General features: G+C 73.9%; 13 protein-coding genes. 4 read left to right on the top strand and 9 right to left on the bottom strand.

What is annotated here, in order from left to right; genetic code table 11:
• Window positions 1-4: 4 nt before the first annotated feature.
• The 3 genes from BMY40_RS15555 to BMY40_RS15565 are packed head-to-tail and all read left to right on the top strand — an operon-like array spanning window position 5 to window position 2,996.
• Complete coding sequence (locus BMY40_RS15555; RefSeq protein ID WP_093659835.1) at window positions 5-1,603, top strand: 4-coumarate--CoA ligase family protein; 1,599 nt, start codon at window positions 5-7, stop codon at window positions 1,601-1,603.
• On the top strand, window positions 1,600-2,412 hold the full coding sequence (locus BMY40_RS15560) for an enoyl-CoA hydratase family protein (RefSeq protein WP_093659837.1): 813 nt from the start codon (window positions 1,600-1,602) through the stop codon (window positions 2,410-2,412). The genes BMY40_RS15555 and BMY40_RS15560 overlap by 4 nt, the downstream gene beginning before the upstream one ends.
• Window positions 2,397-2,996: a TetR/AcrR family transcriptional regulator gene (locus tag BMY40_RS15565; protein ID WP_093659839.1), complete on the top strand. Its 600-nt coding sequence runs from the start codon at window positions 2,397-2,399 to the stop codon at window positions 2,994-2,996. Before BMY40_RS15560 ends, BMY40_RS15565 begins: the two co-directional genes overlap by 16 nt.
• Before the next feature lie 59 nt (window positions 2,997-3,055).
• Here the strand turns inward: BMY40_RS15565 and BMY40_RS15570 are convergent, their stop codons facing one another.
• Together BMY40_RS15570 and BMY40_RS15575 are read right to left on the bottom strand one after the other, a co-directional pair.
• Complete coding sequence (locus BMY40_RS15570) at window positions 3,056-5,089, bottom strand: oxidoreductase (RefSeq protein WP_093659841.1); 2,034 nt, start codon at window positions 5,087-5,089, stop codon at window positions 3,056-3,058.
• A 133-nt stretch (window positions 5,090-5,222) separates the two neighbouring features.
• The gene (locus BMY40_RS15575) at window positions 5,223-5,615 is read right to left on the bottom strand and encodes a nuclear transport factor 2 family protein (protein WP_093659843.1); all 393 of its coding nucleotides are present in this window, start codon (window positions 5,613-5,615) and stop codon (window positions 5,223-5,225) included.
• A gap of 157 nt (window positions 5,616-5,772) precedes the next feature.
• Between BMY40_RS15575 and BMY40_RS15580 the strand changes: the two genes are divergently transcribed.
• Window positions 5,773-6,378 carry a PadR family transcriptional regulator gene (locus BMY40_RS15580; RefSeq protein WP_093659845.1) on the top strand — a complete coding sequence of 202 codons (606 nt, stop codon included), beginning with the start codon at window positions 5,773-5,775 and terminating at the stop codon, window positions 6,376-6,378.
• 64 nt (window positions 6,379-6,442) lie between these two features.
• On the opposite strand, the gene BMY40_RS15585 is transcribed toward BMY40_RS15580, so the two are convergent.
• Genes BMY40_RS15585 through BMY40_RS15615 form a run of 7 tightly spaced genes read right to left on the bottom strand, consistent with a single transcriptional unit; the run spans window position 6,443 to window position 14,986 of the window.
• Window positions 6,443-6,808: an MmcQ/YjbR family DNA-binding protein gene (locus tag BMY40_RS15585; protein ID WP_093659847.1), complete on the bottom strand. Its 366-nt coding sequence runs from the start codon at window positions 6,806-6,808 to the stop codon at window positions 6,443-6,445.
• 58 nt (window positions 6,809-6,866) lie between these two features.
• Window positions 6,867-7,487, bottom strand: a complete 621-nt coding sequence (locus BMY40_RS15590) for a GNAT family N-acetyltransferase (RefSeq protein ID WP_093659849.1) — start codon at window positions 7,485-7,487, stop codon at window positions 6,867-6,869.
• Entirely contained in the window at window positions 7,484-9,697 is a 2,214-nt protein-coding gene (locus BMY40_RS15595) for a penicillin acylase family protein (protein WP_177214022.1), read from the bottom strand. The genes BMY40_RS15590 and BMY40_RS15595 overlap by 4 nt, the downstream gene beginning before the upstream one ends.
• 2 nt (window positions 9,698-9,699) lie before the next feature.
• Complete coding sequence (locus BMY40_RS15600; RefSeq protein ID WP_093659966.1) at window positions 9,700-11,280, bottom strand: DHA2 family efflux MFS transporter permease subunit; 1,581 nt, start codon at window positions 11,278-11,280, stop codon at window positions 9,700-9,702.
• Between the two features lie 9 nt (window positions 11,281-11,289).
• Window positions 11,290-13,119, bottom strand: coding sequence for an IucA/IucC family protein (locus tag BMY40_RS15605; protein WP_093659851.1), 1,830 nt, complete (start codon window positions 13,117-13,119; stop codon window positions 11,290-11,292).
• Window positions 13,116-13,688 carry a GNAT family N-acetyltransferase gene (locus tag BMY40_RS15610; protein WP_093659853.1) on the bottom strand — a complete coding sequence of 191 codons (573 nt, stop codon included), beginning with the start codon at window positions 13,686-13,688 and terminating at the stop codon, window positions 13,116-13,118. Before BMY40_RS15610 ends, BMY40_RS15605 begins: the two co-directional genes overlap by 4 nt.
• Entirely contained in the window at window positions 13,685-14,986 is a 1,302-nt protein-coding gene (locus BMY40_RS15615) for a lysine N(6)-hydroxylase/L-ornithine N(5)-oxygenase family protein (RefSeq protein ID WP_093659855.1), read from the bottom strand. Before BMY40_RS15615 ends, BMY40_RS15610 begins: the two co-directional genes overlap by 4 nt.
• Between the last annotated feature and the right edge of the window lie 15 nt (window positions 14,987-15,001).

Consider the following 15,001-nt stretch of genomic DNA (forward strand, 5'->3'; position numbering starts at 1 on the left):
CACCGTGTTCCGCAGCGAGTACGCCGATGTCCCGCTCCTCGACCAGCCCGTCCACGACGCCGTCCTGGGGGCGTCAGCCCGCGACTTCGCCGACCGCCCCGCGCTGGTCGACGGGGTGGAGGGCACCGAACTCACCTACGCGCAACTCGACGGCTTCAGCCGCCGCATCGCCGCCGCGTTCGCCGCCTCCGGCCTGCGCAAGGGCGATGTGCTCGCCCTGCACAGCCCCAACACCATCGCCTACCCGGCCGTCTTCTACGCCGCCACCCGGTGCGGCGCCGCGGTCACCACCGTCCACCCGCTGGCCACCGCCGAGGAGTTCGCCCGGCAGCTCGCCGACTCCCGCGCCCGCTGGATCGTCACCGTCTCACCCCTGCTGGCCACCGCCCGGCAGGCGGCCGAACGCGCCGGCGGGATCCGGGAGATCGTCGTCTGCGACCGGGCCGACGGACACCGCTCGATCCAGGACATGCTCCTCACCGACGACCCCGAGCCGGACGTCGCCATCGACCCGGGCGAGGACCTGGCCGCCCTGCCCTACTCGTCGGGCACCACCGCCGCGCCCAAGGGCGTGATGCTCACCCACCGCAGCATCGCCACCAACCTCGCCCAGCTCCAGCCGGTCGCGCCCGGCGGCCCGGAGGACCGGCTGCTGGCCGTGCTGCCGTTCTTCCACATCTACGGGCTGACCGCCCTGATGAACGCGCCCCTGCGGCAGGGCGCCACCGTCGTCGTCCTGCCCCGCTTCGACCTGGAGCAGTTCCTCGGCGCCGTGGCCAGGCACCGGATCACCGGTCTGTACGTGGCGCCGCCCATCGTGCTGGCCCTGGCCAAGCACCCGGCGGTGGACTCCTACGACCTGTCCTCGGTACGCCATGTGGTCAGCGCCGCCGCCCCGCTGGACGCCGGCCTCGCCCGGGCGTGCGCCCGGCGGCTGGGCCTGTCCACGGTGCGGCAGGCGTACGGGATGACCGAGCTGTCGCCGGGCACCCATGTGGTGCCGCTGGCGGAGGAGCACCCTCCGCCGGGGACGGTGGGGAAGCTGCTGCCGAACACCGAGATGCGGATCACCGCCCTGGACGATCCCGGCCGCGACCTGGGCACCGGGCAGGAGGGCGAGATCTGGATCCGCGGACCGCAGGTGATGAAGGGCTATCTGGGCCGCGCGGACGAGACCGCGGCCATGGTCGACGCCGACGGCTGGCTGCACACCGGCGACGTGGGACGGGTGGACGACGACGGCTGGCTCTACGTCGTCGACCGGGTCAAGGAGCTGATCAAGTACAAGGGCTACCAGGTCGCCCCGGCCGACCTGGAGGCCGTGCTGCTGGCCCACCCCGGCATCGCCGACGCGGCGGTCATCGGCGTCCGCGACGAGGACGGCGAGGAGGTGCCCAAGGCGTACGTGGTGCGCCGCGAGGGCGCGGACCTCACCGCCGAGGACGTGCTGGCGCACGTGGCCGCACACGTCGCCCCCTACAAGAAGGTGCGGCGGGTGGAGTTCACCGACGCCGTGCCGCGTGCCGCCAGCGGCAAGATCCTGCGGCGCGAACTGCGGGCCCGGGAGCGGGAGCGGGACAGGGAGAGGGGGGCCACGGCATGACGGACACGGACGGCGGGGCGGGCACGGACGGCGGGGGCGGCAGGGACGACGGGCCCCTGGTGCGGAGCGCGGCCGGGCGGGGCGTCACCACGCTCACCCTCGACTCGCCGCACAACCGCAACGCCCTATCCGCCCGGCTGGTGGGCGAGCTGTACGCGCACCTGGAGGCGGCCGGGCACGACCCGGACACCCGGGCGGTGCTGCTCACCCACACCGGCACCACCTTCTGCGCCGGCGCCGACCTGAGCGAGGCGGGCGCGGCGGCCGGGCCGACCGGCGCACCCCTGGGCCTGGCACGGCTGCTGCGCACGGTCGTGGCCTTCCCCAAACCCGTCGTCGCCCGCGTCACCGGGCACGTACGGGCGGGCGGCGCCGGACTGCTGGGCGCCTGCGACATCGCGGTGGCCGGCCCCGGCGCGACCTTCGCCTTCACCGAGGCGCGGCTCGGGCTGGCCCCCGCGGTGATCTCCCTGCCGCTGCTGCCGCGGCTGGACGCGCGGGCGGCCGGGCGGTACTACCTGACCGGCGAGCGGTTCGGTGCGGCCGAGGCGGCCCGCATCGGGCTGGTCACCATCGCGGCCGAGGACGTGGACGCCGCGCTGGAGCCGGTCCTGGACGGGCTGCGGCGCGGTTCGCCGCAGGGCCTGGCGGAGTCCAAACGCCTGGTCACGGCGGAGGTGCTGCGGGTGTTCGACCGGGACACCGATAGCCTGGCGGAGCTCTCCGCGCGGCTGTTCGCCTCGGGCGAGGCGCGCGAGGGCATGTCCGCCTTCCTCGAACGACGGGACCCCCGATGGGTGCACCACTGACCGCACGGGGCAACGCGCCCAAGCAGGACCGCAGCCGCGCCACCCGGCGGCGTCTGCTCCAGTCGGCCGTGGCCTGCCTGGCCGAGCGCGGCTGGGCGGGCAGCACGGTCGCGGTCGTGGCCGAGCACGCGGGCGTCACCCGCGGGGCGGCCCAGCACCACTTCCCCACTCGTGAGGACCTGTTCACGGCGGCGGTGGAGTACGTCGCCGAGGAGCGGTCGGCCGTCCTGCGGGACCTGCCGCGCCCGGCCGGCGTCCGGGAGGCCGTCGAGGCGATCGTCGGCCTCTACACCGGCGAACTCTTCCGCGCCGCGCTCCAGTTGTGGGTCGCCGCATCCAACGAGCCCCAGCTCGCGCCCCGGGTGACCGCGCTGGAGGCGCGCATCGGCCGGGAGACGCACCGTATGGCGGTGCGTCTGCTGGGCGCGGACGAGAGCGTGCCCGGAGTGCGGGAGACCGTGCAGGGCCTGCTCGACATGGCCCGCGGACTGGGCCTGGCCAACCTCCTGACCGACGACAGCGCCCGCCGTGAGCGGGTCGTGGCCCAGTGGGCGGCCGTCGTGGAGGCGGCCCTGCGCGGCTGACGGGACGGGCGGGGCCGTCCGATCCGGCGGCCCCCCGCCCGGTCCCGTTCGCCCGCGCTCTACAGGGTGGCGGCCAGGCGGGTGCCCTGGTCGATCGCGCGCTTGGCGTCGAGTTCGGCGGCGATGTCGGCGCCGCCGATGAGGTGGGCCTTGACGCCGCGCCCGGCCAGCTCGTCGTACAGGTCGCGCCGGGGCTCCTGCCCGGTGCACAGCACGACGGTGTCCACCGGCAGCACCTGGGGGTGCCCGTCGACGGTGATGTGCAGGCCCTCGTCGTCGATGCGCTCGTAGGTGACGCCGGCGAGCATGGTGACGCCGCGCTGCCTGAGCTCGGTGCGGTGGATCCAGCCGGTGGTCTTGCCCAGGCCCGCGCCGACCTTGCTCGTCTTGCGCTGGAGCAGGTGGACGGTGCGCGCGCCGGCGGGGCGGACGGGCTCGGTCAGGCCGCCGGGGGAGCGGTACTCGGTGTCGACGCCCCAGCGGGCGAGGAACGCCTCCGTCGTCTCCGGCTCGCCCGGTGCGCCGTCCGGCCCGGGGTGGGTGAGGTAGGCGGCGACGTCGAAGCCGATGCCTCCCGCGCCCAGGATCGCGACGCGCCGGCCGACGGACCCGCGGCCGTGGAGGACGTCGAGGTAGCCCACCACGCTGGGGTGGTCGACGCCGGGGATCTCGGGGACGCGGGGGGTGACACCGGTGGCCAGGACGATCTCGTCGTGCCCGGCGTCCGCGAGCTGCCCGGCGGTGACCTCGGCGCCCAGGCGCTGCTCGACGCCGAGGGCGTCGAGCCGGTGGCGGTAGTAGCGCAGGGTCTCGTCGAACTCCTGCTTGCCGGGGACCCGGCGGGCGGTGTTGAGCTGCCCGCCGACCTCGGGGGCCGCGTCGTACAGGGTGACGGTGTGGCCGCGCTCGGCCGCGGAGACGGCGAAGGCGAGCCCGGCCGGTCCGGCGCCGACCACCGCGATGTCCTTGACCCCGCGGGTGGGCTCCAGGACGAGCTCGGTCTCGTGGCAGGCCCGGGGGTTGACCAGACAGGAGGTGATCTTGAGGCTGAAGGTGTGGTCCAGGCAGGCCTGGTTGCAGCCGATGCAGGTGTTGATCGCCTCGGGGGTGCCGGCGGCCGCCTTGGCGACGAAGTCGGCGTCGGCGAGCATGGGGCGGGCCAGGGAGACCATGTCGGCGTCGCCGTCGGCGAGGATCCGCTCGGCCAGCTCGGGGTTGTTGATGCGGTTGCAGGTGACCAGGGGGACGGAGACGGATCCCATCAGCCTGCGGGTGACCCAGGTGTACGCGCCGCGGGGCACGGAGGTGGCGATGGTGGGGATGCGCGCCTCGTGCCAGCCGATGCCGGTGTTGATGATGGTGGCGCCCGCGGCCTCGACGGCCCGGGCCAGCTCGACGACCTCGGGGAAGGTGGAGCCGCCGGGGACCAGGTCGAGCATGGACAGCCGGTAGACGATGATGAAGTCCTCGCCGACGCGCTCGCGGACCCGGCGCACGATCTCGACGGGGAAGCGCATGCGGTTGGCGTACGAGCCGCCCCAGCGGTCGGTGCGGCGGTTGGTGGCGGAGGCGATGAACTCGTTGACGAGGTATCCCTCGGAGCCCATGATCTCCACGCCGTCGTAACCCGCGGACCGGGCGAGGGCGGCGCAGCGGGCGAAGTCCTCGATCGTCTGCTCCACCTCGGCGTCGGTGAGTTCGCGCGGGGTGTGGGGGCTGATCGGGGCCTTCAGCGGGCTCGGGGCGACGAGGTCGGGGTGGTAGGCGTAGCGGCCGAAGTGGAGGATCTGCATCGCGATGCGGCCGCCCTCGGCGTGAACGGCGTCGGTGACGGTGCGGTGGCGTTCGGCATCCTCCTCGGTGGTGAGCATGGCGCCGCCGGGGTAGGGGCGTCCGGCCTCGTTGGGGGCTATGCCGCCGGTGACGATCAGGCCGACGCCGCCGCGGGCGCGTTCGGCGTAGAAGGCGGCCATCCGGGAGAAGCCGTCGGGGGCCTCCTCCAGCCCGACGTGCATCGAACCCATGACGACCCGGTTGGGCAGGGTGGTGAAGCCCAGGTCCAGCGGCCGGAGCAGATGGGGGTAGGCGGTCATGCGGTCGGTCTCCCGGTTCGGTGCGCGTGAGGGCGGTGGTGCGGCGGGGCAGGGCAGGGCGGTGGGGTGCGGTGGGGCGGTGTGACGAGGCTGCGGGACGGGGGCCGGGTGGGGGCCGGGTGGGGGCCGGCGGTCAGTGGCCGGCGGCCTCGCGCGAGATCCGCTCGAACTGCGTGCCCATGGCCTCGGCGAGCGCCTGGGCGGCGGACAGCGGACGGACCATGACGGTGAGGTAGTCGATCCTGCCGTCCTCGTCGAAGTGCAGGAGGTCGCAGCCCTCGACCCGCCGGCCGCCGACCGTGGCGGTGAAGACGAGGGCGTGGTCCCGGCCGCCCGGGTCGGAGATCTCACGGGTGTAGGAGAAGTCCTCGAAGACCCGCATCACACCGCGCAGGATCGCCGCGGTGATCGCCTTCCCCTCGTAGGGCCTGAACGCGACGGGGCTGGTGAAGACGACGTCCTCGGCCAGCAGATCCGCCAGCGCCTGCTCGTCGCGGGCCTCCACGGCGCGCCGGAAGGGGTTCATGCCGCCACCTCTATAGACAAAAAGTTTACTAGGTGCGTTGGAGAGTAAATCCTGTCGGAGAGTCTGTCCACACCCGCCCGAAACCGCGCCCGCGGGCTCCGGGCCGATGTGGAACAGTCGATTTGTCGGCAGGTCGCCCCCGTGCTCCAATACGGGGATGGCTCTGCGCAACGCGGTGATGGCGGCCCTGCTGGAAGGCGAGGCGTCGGGCTGGGACCTGGCCAAGGGGTTCGACTCCTCGGTCGCGAACTTCTGGACCGCCACCCCCCAGCAGCTCTACCGCGAACTCGAGCGAATGGAGCGGGAGGGGCTCGTCGCCGCCCGCGTCGTCCAGCAGGAACGGCGGCCCAACAAGCGCCTGTTCTCCCTGACCGAGGCGGGATACGCCGCACTGCGCGAGTACACCGCCGCCGCCCTCGCCCGGCCCACCGTCATCCGCGACGAACTGCTGGTGAAGGTCCAGAGCGCCGACGTGGGCGACATCGAGGGCGTCCGGGCCGCCGTCGAGACGCAGCTGGAGTGGTCGACGGCCAAGCTGGCCCGCTACGAGCGGGGGCGCGCCAAGCTGCTGGACGGGCGCACCGAGGAGGAGTACTTCGAGCAGGCCCGGCGTGTGGGCCCCTACCTCACACTGCTGCGCGGCATCGCCTTCGAGCGCGAGAACCTCCAGTGGTGCGAGACCGCCCTGGAGGTCCTGCGACGGCGCGGCGCCGGCGCCGGCGGGCACGGGGACGCGGTGGAGGCGTCCGGCCGCCGGCGGTGAGGGGCCGGACGCCTCCACCGCGCCCGGCCCCCGTCCCTTCGAACCGGCCCCGGGGCCGCCGCGCCTACGGGCCCACCGCACCGCCCGGCACCAGGTCCGGATGAGCCTCCAGCAGCCGCTCGGGGGCCGCCTGCCGCCATGAGTCGACGAGGATGTCGCGCAGTTCGGCGACGTCCTCCAGGGCGGCCAGCCTGACCCGCACCCATGCCGATGACGCCTCGTGGGGCGGCACCCAGAACTTCTCCGGCTCGGCCGCGATCAGCTCGGTGCGCTCGTGGCGCGGGCAGCGCACGGCGACGGAGGTCTCGTCGTCGGGGACGGTGACGTACATCTTCCCGGCCACCCGGAAGGTGGGCATGCTCCATGCCTCCTTCTCCACGGTCTCCGGGAGGGACAGCGCGATACGGCGGACGTCGTCGGAATCGATCACGGCAGCACCGTAGCCGTGCCCACCGACACATCCGGACCGTGCCGGGCGCCCCGTCCCCTCAGGAGGGCCGGGACGCGGTGCGGGAGAGGAAGGCGTCCCGGTCGAGGAAGACCAACCGGGCCCGCTTGTGCGGCAGTTCGACCTCGGGGCCGAGGACGAAACCGGTCCGCAGCAGCCGGGAGACGGCCTTCTCGTTGCGGGCGTCGGGCTCGGCGACGATCCGCCTGCGGCCGGGGTCCTCGGCCAGCAGGTGGGCCAGGAAGACGGTCAGCAGGGTGCCGGTGAAACCCGGCCGCGCCCCGCCGTCCGCGGGGCCGACCATCAGATGGATGCCGAAGTCCCCCGGCCGCACCTCGTAGTACTCGCCGACCGGGTCGGCGTCCGGCTCGTAGGTCTGGAAGAGGGCGACCGGCCGGTCGTCGAGGTGGATCAGATAGGCGTGGTGCGTGGACAGGGAGTCCAGGTACTCGTAGGTCTCCAGGACCTCTTCGCGGGTGTGGTCGAGCATCCCCCAGAAGCGGGCCCGCTCCCGGGTCACCCAGCCGTACAGCAGGTCGATGTCGCGGGCGGGGTCCACGGGGACGACGCGGACGGTGCCGAAGCCCTCGACGCGGGTCTCGTGCACGGCTTCGCGGCGCCGGGGGGACGGGGCGCCGGAGGGCGGGGCTGGGGTGGTCACTTCTCTCCTCGGTCGTGCGGTGCGTGCGGTGAGTGCGGTGCGGACCGGTCGTGCGGTACGGCGGGTTCCTCGGTGAGCCGGTTCCAGTCGGTGACGACCGGGACCAGCTCGCAGCGCGCCCACAGCGGGAGCTGGTCGCGCTGGTGCGGGTCCCCGGGCACGCCCGAGGCGCCGAGCGGCACCACCCAGGCGCTGTCCTCGCGTCGGGCCAGGTCCCACACGTAGCGGGCGGCGGAGGCGCGGGCGCTGAGGTCGGTGACCCCGGGCACGCTGGAGGTGGCCAGTACGCAGTCGTGGTCGCCGGCCAGGGCCGGCCAGGACTCGCCGGGGCCGGCCGGCAGCGCCTGCCAGGGCACGAGCCGGTGGGTGTCGCCCCACCGCGCCGGCGGGCCCTGGGCGGCGGCCTCGCGGGCCGCCACCTCCTCGACCGCGCCCCGTACGGCCCCGGCCCGGTCCGCGAGCGGCAGCAGGCCGGTGGCCAGCAGGTGCTCCAGGGCGTATCCGACGCGGGGCACGAGCGCGAGCCAGGGCCGGAAGACCTCCGGCGCGGTCGGCGGGTCCGCCAGCGGCCGCAGCAGCGGGTGGTCCGCCAGCCGCCGCACCGTCGCGGTGCGGACGGCGGCGAAGGAGGCGGCGCCGGTGCTGTCGGCGTCCATGCGGCGGTCCCACTCCAGCAGCCGCTCCCGCAACCGCCGGGCGGCCGGTGCCAGTTCCCCGGGGTCGGTGCGCGCCAGCAGGTCCAGCAGGGGCGCGGCCGAGGCCAGCAGGGTGTCGCGGTGGACGGCGGGCATGTCCTGCGCGGACCACCCGGCCCGCCCCGCCAGCAGCTCCCGGATGCGCTCGGCCCGGTGCGGCGGCGCGAACTCCGCGCCGAGGGGCTCGGCGATCCCGCGCTGGTTGGCCATGACCGCGATCCCCTCCACGCCTTCGCGCGGCATCGGTTCGTACCGGCCCCGCCAGGCGTGCCGGGGCTCCCAGGCGGGCACGACCCGTGTCCGGTTGTCCGGGTGGCGCACGGGGACGGCGCCCGCCACCCGGTGCAGCGTCCCGCCCGCGGTGTCGGCGGCCAGGACGACGTTGACGGGTTCCGCCCAGCCGTCCAGGGCGCGGTCCACGTCGGCGACGCTCCGGGCCCGCAGCAGGGCGGGAAGCACACCGAAGCCGAGGTCCGCGCGGACGCGCGGGGGGTGGCGCAGGGTGATCGCGCCGAAGACCTCCGGGGCGGAGGAGCCCTGAGCAGGGGGCTCCTGGGCCGGGAAGGCCGGATCCGCCCACTCCGCCGCCTCGACGCCGTCGGCGATGACGGGGCCGCGCCCGGTCTCGATCACCTCGACCGTCACGGACTCGCCGCCGGCCACCTCGATCGTCTCCACGTGACGCTCGGCGGGCCGCCATCCGTCCGGGCCCAGCGCCTCCACCCGCTCGCCGTCCGGCCCGGTGCGCCGCAGCCGTTCGCGGTAGAGGTCCTGGTAGTCGGCCATGGCGTTGGTGATGGCCCAGGCCACCTGGCCGGTGTGGCCGAAGTGGGCGATGCCGGGGACGCCGGGGACGGCGAGGCCGACGACGTCGAACTCCGGGCAGGCCAGCCGGATCTGCTGGTAGACGCCCGGGGCCTCGATGAACCGGTGGGGGTCGCCCGCGACGATCGCCGCGCCGGTGGCGGTGCGGTCCCCGGGGACGAGCCAGCCGTTGCTGCCGGAGGTGCCGGGCCCGTCGGTGGCGAACACCCCCACCCACTCGGGCCCCAGGCGGCGGGCGACGGCGTCGCGCCAGAGCTTGGCCGGGAAACCCGCGAACAGGATGTGCGCCGACAGCCAGACACCCATCGGGGTCCACGGCCGCCACAGGCCCGGGGCGAGCCCGGCGGCGGCGAACTCCGGCGCCCGGCGGGCCCCTTCCGCCAGCCCGTCGTTGACCCCGTCGACGTAGGAACGGACCCAGGCGGCGGTACCGGGGTCCTCCCGGTCCAGGGCGTCCATGCAGCGCCTGGCGGTGTCGTCCAGCCGGACCCGCCGGGCGAACCGGTCCCAGGAGACGGCCTCCGCGCCGAGGAACGACGCGGAGGTGCCCTGCGAGCGGTGCCGCTCGACCTCCATCTGCCAGGCGCGGTCCAGGGCCGCGTTGCGGCCCTGGGCGTACGCCAGCTCGTTCGCGCCGTCCGCGCGCAGATGCGGTACGCCCCAGGCGTCCCGGTAGACCTTCACGGCCATGCTCAGCGTTCCTTCCCGGCGGTGGGAGGCGGGTTCGCCGCCGGATCCCGTACGGTGGGCCGCCCGGCGCGGCCCAGCAGCAGACCGGCCGCGCAGCCGCCCGCGAGGATCGCCGCGGCGCCGGCCAGCTGCCCGGTCCGCAGGCCGGAGGCGAACGCCTCGGCGACCGCGGCCAGGTCCGCCTCCCGGGAGACCCGGGCCAGCGCGGCGGGCAGCGACTCGGCGGTGCCGGCCGAGTCCGGCAGCAGGGCGGCGAACCGGGAGGCGAGTACGGCGCCCAGCACGGCCACCCCCAGGCCGGCGCCCATCTCCGAGAGGGTGCCGTTGACACCGGCCCCCGCGCCCGCCTTCTCCTTGGGGATCGAACTCATGACGGCCTCGGCGATGGCCGGGTTGGCGCAGCCGCAGCCCGCCCCCATCAGCACCAGGCCGGCCAGGGCCCAGCCGTAGCCCCCGTCGCCGACGAGGGCGACGACCGCGAGCCCGGCCGCCATCACGGCCATGCCCGAGGCGATCATCACCGGCAGGCCGAGGCGCGCGATCAGACGCGCGGAGGCGCCGGTGAAGTTCACCAGCACCACCGTCAGCGCGAAGGGCGCCACGGCCAGGCCCGCCTGGAGCGGGCTGTCGCCGCGGACGAACTGGAACTGCTGCGTGAGCAGGTACAGGGCCCCGCCGCTGCCGAAGGTGATCAGGACGACACCCGTCACGGCCCCGGTGAAGCGGCGGCTGCGGAACAGGGCCGGGTCCAGCATCGGGTGCTCGGTGCGCCGCTCCCAGCGCAGGAAGACGGCCAGGACGGCGGCGCCCAGCACGGCCGGCACCAGGACGCGGGGGGAGGTCCAGCCCTCCTCCGGCCCGGTGATGACGGCGTAGACCACGCAGGTCATACCGGTGACGGAGAGCACCAGGCCCGGCAGGTCGAGGCGGCCGCCGCGCGGATCGCGGCTCTCGGGGACGAGGACCGAGGCGGCGACCAGGCCGATGAGCACCACCGGGATGTTGATCAGGAAGATCGCGCCCCACCAGAAGTGGCTGAGCACCAGCCCGCCGACGACCGGCCCGGAGGCGAAGCCGAGGGCGTTGACGGCGCCCCACAGGCCGATGGCCCTGGGCCGCTCGCTCGCGTCGAAGACCTGCATGACGACGGCGAGGGTGGTCGTCAGCAGCAGCGCCGCGCCCACCCCCATGCCCGCGCGGGCCGCGATGAGCTGGGCGGAGGAGGAGGCGAGTCCCGCCGCCAGCGAGCCGGCCCCGAACAGGGCCAGCCCGGCCAGCAGCATCCGCTTGCGGCCGTGGCGGTCGGCGGCGTTGCCCGCGGCGAGCAGCAGGCCCGCCTGCACCAGGGCGTAGGCGTTGATCATCCACTGGACGTCGGCGGTGGACGCGCCCAGCTCGCCGGTCAGCGACGGGATCGCCACGTTGAGCACGGTGTTGTCGAGCACCACGACGAGCTCGGCGAGGCAGACCACGGCGAGGATCGCCCAGCGGGCGGGGTGCCCGCCGGGCGGTCCGGTCGCCGCCGCCGGGTCGGGTACCGGATCGGGCGCCGGGCCGGCACCGGCGCCCGGGTCGGTCGTCACCACGGTGTGTCAGGCCCTCCCCGGGGCGTAGGGGGCGATGGGGTTCTTCAGGCTGCCGACGAGCTGGAGCGCGCCGGAGGGATCCGCCAGGTCCACCATCTGCCGGTTGTCGCGCAGCTGGAGCCGGTTGAGGCAGGACAGCGCGAACTCCTCGGCGAAGATGTCGTACCGCTCGAACCGCTCGGCCAGCTCCGGCACGGACTCCCGGTAGCGGATCACCGCCTCGGCGACGGTGCGCCAGAAGGCGTCCTCGGTGAGCACGCCCCGGTCGGCGAGGATCGCCCCGAGATGGCGCAGGAAGCAGTCGAAGACGTCGGTGAGGATGGCCAGCAGCCGCATGTCCTCGGGCGTCTCGGCGCGGATGCGCTCCACCTCGGGGGGCAGCTCCACGCCGGGGTCCATCACGACGATCTCCTCGGCGATGTCCTTGAACACCGCCCGCGCCACCGCGTCGTCCTCCAGGACGAGGATGACGTTCTCGCCGTGCGGCATGTACGCCAGGTCGTAGGCGTAGAAGCTGTGCAGCAGCGGGGTGAGGTAGGCGTCCAGGTAGCGGCCCAGCCACGCTTCGGGGGTGAGACCGGAGCGCTCGATCAGCGCGGCGGCCAGCGAGCCCCCGTCGGTGTCGGTGTGGAGCAGGGACGCCATGGTGGCCAGGCGCTGGCCCTCCTCCAGCCGGGGGACGGGGCTCTCGCGCCACAGGGCCGCGAGCATCTTGCGGTAGGGCGAGTAGCGGTCGGTGGCGGCCTCGTAGCCGGGGTGGCGGTAGCCGACGGCGGCGCGCTCGCGGATGATCTCCAGGCCGGTGGCGCGCAGTACGGGGTCCTTGGCCACCAGCTCGGCCAGCCAGTCGTTGATGGCCGGGGTGGCCTCCATGTAGGCCGCCGAAAGGCCCCGCATGAAGCCCATGTTGAGCACGGACAGGGCCGTCTTGACGTAGTGCTTGCCCGGGTCCGAGGTGTTGAAGAAGGTGCGGATGGACTGCTGGGCCAGGTACTCGTCCTCGCCCTCGCCCAGCAGCACGATCCGGCGCTGGGCGACCTCGGCGGAGAAGGTCACGGCGAGTTTGTTCCACCACTGCCAGGGGTGGACGGGGACCAGCAGGTAGTCCGCCGGGTCCAGGCCCTGGCCGCGCAGGACGGAGTCGAAGCGGTCGAGGGCGGCCCGGCCGAGCTCGGCGCGCAGCAGCGTGTCGTAGTCGGTGTCGGCCGAGCAGGTGAAGGTGGTGTGGTCGCGGTGGGCCGCCACCCACAGCAGCCGCACCGGGGCCGCGGTCTCGGGCGCGTAGGCCAGGTACTCGTGGATCCCGAAGCCCAGGCGGCCGTTGTTGGCGACGAAGCAGGGATGGCCCTCGGTCATGCCGGTCTCGATCGCCTGGAAGTCGCCGCCGGCCAGCTCGGCGGCGGTGACCGGCTTCTTCGCCAGTTTGTACGCGGTGCTCGCCAGGGTGGAGCTGATCTCCTCCAGGTAGACGGGGAGGATCTCGTCGCTCAGGCCCAGGGCGCCGCGGAACTCGGTGAAGAACGCGAAGGCGTCCAGGGGCAGTTCGGCGCCGCCGCGGTGGCGGGTGATGCTGTCGGCGTCGATCTGCCAGTGGTCGAGCGCCATCAGGCGGGCCGTGAAGCGGTACTCGACCCCCTCGCCGCCCTCGCCGCCGCCGGTGACGGCGTAGCGGCCGCCGCCCAGTTCGACGGGGACCAGCAGGCGCTCGTGGGAGAACTCCGACAGGGCCTTGCGCAGCAGCAGCCGTACGGCGGTGTCCCAGTTGCCGGGGGTCAGATGGGCCACGGCCCTCTGCGGATCGGGGTGCGGTACGGCGTGGGGGGAGGCGGCGGTCACAGGGCGGCTCCTCGTACGGCGGCCTCGAAGCGCTCGCGGGTGCAGACGCTCAGCAGGGCCTCCTTCTCCGGTTTGGCGATCGTGCCGACGACCTCGAAGCCGACGGCGGCGTTGAGGGCGTGCACGGCGGTGTTGCGGGCGTCGGGCTCGACGACCACGCGGCGGGCGGCCGGGTCGTCGAAGAGCATCGCCATCACCGTGGTGATGACGGCGAGGGTGAACCCGTGGACGGGGGTGTCGGACGGCGCGGTGAGGAAGTGCATCCCGACGTCGCCGGGCCGGTGGTCGTACAGCCCGGCCAGCTCCACACGGGCGGGGTCGTAGCGCTCGACGAGGAAGGCGGGGCTGCCGCGGTGCAGGCCCAGGAAGGCGTCGTGGTGCGGGTGTTCGGCGATCCGCCGGTACTCGTCGGCGACCTGCCGCTCGTCGGCGTCCTGCATCATCCAGTACACGGCCTTGGGATGGGTCACCCAGGAGTGCAGCAGGGGCGCGTCGGCGTCGGGGTCGAGGGAGACCACGGAGAATCCCCCCAGCCGGGGGTCCTCGCGGTGGAAGAGGACGTCGCTCACGCGATGCCCCCCTCGGGGGCGCCGAAGTCCTGGAAGGCGATGGACTTCTCGACGGGGTAGACCTCGCGGCCGAGGATGTCGCGAATGATCCAGGAGTTGCGGTACGGGCCCATGCCCAGGTCCGGCGAGGTGACGCTGTGGGCGTGGACGGCCCCGTTCTGCAGGAAGACGCCGCGGCCGGTGACGTCGACGCTGTAGTTGCGGGCGACGTCGAAGCGGCCCGAGGAGTCGAAGCGGAGGCGGTCGCGGATCCCGTCCAGGAAGGCGGGGACGCGGTGGCGGTAGCCGGTGGCCAGGATGAGGCCCTCGGTGGTGAGGGTGAACTCCCTGCCCTGCTCGACCTGGTGCAGCCCGAGGGTGTAGGAGCCGTTCGCCTCGTCGTAGGAGGCGGAGGTCAGCGCGGTGTTGGTCAGCAGCCGGGTGGGGACGGGGCCGGCGGCGCTCTTGGCGTACAGCAGGTCGAAGATGTCGTTGATCAGCACCTCGTTGATGCCCTTGAACAGGCCCTTCTGCTCGCCCTCCAGCCGGTGCCGGGTGGGTTCCGGCAGGGCGTGGAAGTAGTCGATGTAGTCGGGGGAGGTCATCTCCAGGGTCAGCTTGGTGTACTCCAGCGGGAAGAACCGCGGGGAGCGGGTGACCCAGTTCAGGCGGTAGCCGCGGGTGTCGATCTCCGAGAGCAGGTCGTGGTAGATCTCGGCGGCGCTCTGCCCGCTGCCCACGATCGTGATGCTCTCCTTGGCCTGGAGCGCCTCCTTGTGCTCCAGATAGCGGGAGTTGTGGATCACGTCGCCGCCCAGCCCCTCACAGGACTCCGGCACGTACGGCGGGGTGCCGGTGCCCAGCACCAGGTGGCGGGCCCGGTGCTCGCTGCGCTCGCCGGTGGAGGTGTCACGGGCGGTGACGGTGTACAGGCCCTCGGTCTCGTCGTGGGAGACGGCGACGACCTCGCGGCCGAAGCGGACGGAGGACAGCCGGCCGGCGGCCCAGCGGCAGTAGGCGTTGTACTCGGCGCGCAGCGGATAGAAGCTCTCGCGGATGTAGAACGGGTACAGACGCCCGGACTGCTTGAGGTAGTTGAGGAAGGAGTAGGGGGAGGTGGGGTCGGCCATGGTCACCAGGTCGGCCATGAAGGGCGTCTGCAGGGTGACGCCGTCCAGCAGCATGCCGGGGTGCCAGTCGAACTCCGGGCGGCTCTCCAGGAAGAGCCCGTCGAGGTCGTCGATCGGTTCGGTCAGGCAGGCCAGCCCCAGGTTGAAGGGGCCCAGTCCGATGGCTATGAAGTCGTGAGGGGTGGACACGTCGTCTCCGTGGGT

It is taken from the genome of Streptomyces radiopugnans (assembly GCF_900110735.1).
GTDB lineage: Bacteria > Actinomycetota > Actinomycetes > Streptomycetales > Streptomycetaceae > Streptomyces > Streptomyces radiopugnans.

What these genes read in the sequence shown, in the direction of transcription:
- BMY40_RS15565 (WP_093659839.1), top strand. Translation starts at nt 2,397, where the DNA reads ATGGGTGCACCACTGACCGCACGGGGCAACGCGCCCAAGCAGGACCGC.
- BMY40_RS15560 (WP_093659837.1), top strand. Translation starts at nt 1,600, where the DNA reads ATGACGGACACGGACGGCGGGGCGGGCACGGACGGCGGGGGCGGCAGG.
- BMY40_RS15580 (WP_093659845.1), top strand. Translation starts at nt 5,773, where the DNA reads ATGGCTCTGCGCAACGCGGTGATGGCGGCCCTGCTGGAAGGCGAGGCG.
- BMY40_RS15570 (WP_093659841.1), bottom strand. Translation starts at nt 5,089, where the DNA reads ATGACCGCCTACCCCCATCTGCTCCGGCCGCTGGACCTGGGCTTCACC.
- BMY40_RS15575 (WP_093659843.1), bottom strand. Translation starts at nt 5,615, where the DNA reads ATGAACCCCTTCCGGCGCGCCGTGGAGGCCCGCGACGAGCAGGCGCTG.
- BMY40_RS15595 (WP_177214022.1), bottom strand. Translation starts at nt 9,697, where the DNA reads ATGGCCGTGAAGGTCTACCGGGACGCCTGGGGCGTACCGCATCTGCGC.